Below are 1,416 nucleotides of genomic sequence, written 5' to 3' on the forward strand. Positions count from 1 at the left end.
GTGCGGGCGCGGTCCGGCGCGAAGACGAGGAGCCCTCGGGTCCGTGGCTCGCCGTCTTCGCCGTTCTCGCGGGGATCGCCGTGGCGGCGTGGGCGGTGGGCAGCGTCCTTCGCGATAGCCCCGACCCCGCCGTCGGACACCTCGGTGGAGTCTGGGTACTCATCGGCGCAGCGGTGGGTCTCGCCGCGTGGGTGGCCGGCGCGATCGGCATGGCGATCGCGTTCCGTCGCTCACGCACCACCCACCGACCTCGCCGACGGACGAACCGGTCCGCTCCTCCCCCGCGTCAGGGGCGTCCCGTCCCGAGACGACGCCCGTCGCCGGCACGGGCTCGCTCGAACCGCGCGAGGTGACGCGCGCGCGGGGGCTCAGCGCGGGGCGTGGAACCGTTGCTGGGCGGCGACGAGTCCGTCCTCGACCAGCAGCTCGACCGCGTCCGCGGCGTCGGAGATCAGGATGGGCAAGGTTTCGCGCTCCTTCGAGCCGAACGGATCCAGCACCCAGTCGGCCGGGTCCTGCCGCCCGATGGGTCGACCGATGCCGACGCGCACGCGCGGGAATTCGGGGGTCCCCAGCGCCTTCGCGACGTCGCGCACACCGTTGTGCCCCCCGTGCCCCCCGCCGGTCTTGAGCTTGAGGGTGTCGAAGGGGATGTCCAGCTCGTCGTGCACGACCACCACGCGTTCGGGCTCCACGGCGTAGAACCGCGCGAGCCCGGCGACGGGACCGCCCGAGACGTTCATGAAGCTGTTCGGCTTGGCCAGGACCAGCTTCGCTCCCCCGGGACGCAGCCACGTCTCCACGACGCGCGCGTTCGCCTTGTGCGCGCGGAACGACTCGCGACGCCGTCCGGCCAACTCATCGACCACCATCTGACCGATGTTGTGCCGCGTCGCCTCGTAGCGCGGACCGGGGTTGCCGAGCCCGACGATCAACCACGTGTCCGCCATGGCCTCCATCCTTCCGGATCCGCACGCGAACCCTGACAAAAAAACGAGGGGGCGTGGATGCACGCCCCCTCGTCGGTCGCGGACCGCTCGCGCGGTCCGCTGAGATCAGTTCTGGTCGCCCTCGGACTGCTCCTCGGCGACCTCGGCGTCGGCCTCCGCGATCTCCTCCTCGGCAGCGAGGGTGTCCAGCGGCACCGAGACACCGACGATGAGCGTCTCGGGGTCGGTCAGCAGCGCGGCACCGGCGGGCAGCGTCAGGTCGGCAGCGGTGATCTGCGTGCCGTCCTCGGCGCCCTCGACCGAGACCTCGACGTTCTGCGGGATGTGGGTGGCCTCGACCTCGAGCGACACCGTCGTGTTCTCGAGGTTGACGATCGTGCCGGGGAAGGGCTCGCCGACGACCGTGACGGGGATGTCGACGTGGACCTTCTCGCCCTTGCGGATGACGAGGAGGTCGATGTGCTCG

The 1,416-nt window shown here is 71.4% G+C and carries 2 protein-coding genes and 1 pseudogene; 1 reads left to right on the forward strand and 2 read right to left on the reverse strand.

The window, feature by feature from the left end; all coding sequences use genetic code 11:
• The coding region (locus LQV45_RS32345; RefSeq protein WP_230011633.1) for a hypothetical protein at positions 1-353 on the forward strand (353 nt) is incomplete at its 5' end.
• A 15-nt stretch (positions 354-368) separates the two neighbouring features.
• Here LQV45_RS32345 and pth read toward each other — a convergent pair.
• Both pth and LQV45_RS32355 read right to left on the reverse strand, forming a co-directional pair.
• Positions 369-950, reverse strand: coding sequence for an aminoacyl-tRNA hydrolase (pth, locus tag LQV45_RS32350; protein WP_230011635.1), 582 nt, complete (start codon positions 948-950; stop codon positions 369-371).
• Positions 951-1,055: 105 nt separating this feature from the next.
• A pseudogene (locus LQV45_RS32355) lies at positions 1,056-1,416 on the reverse strand (50S ribosomal protein L25); the annotation flags it as partial.

It is taken from the genome of Microbacterium sp. Bi128 (assembly GCF_918698205.1).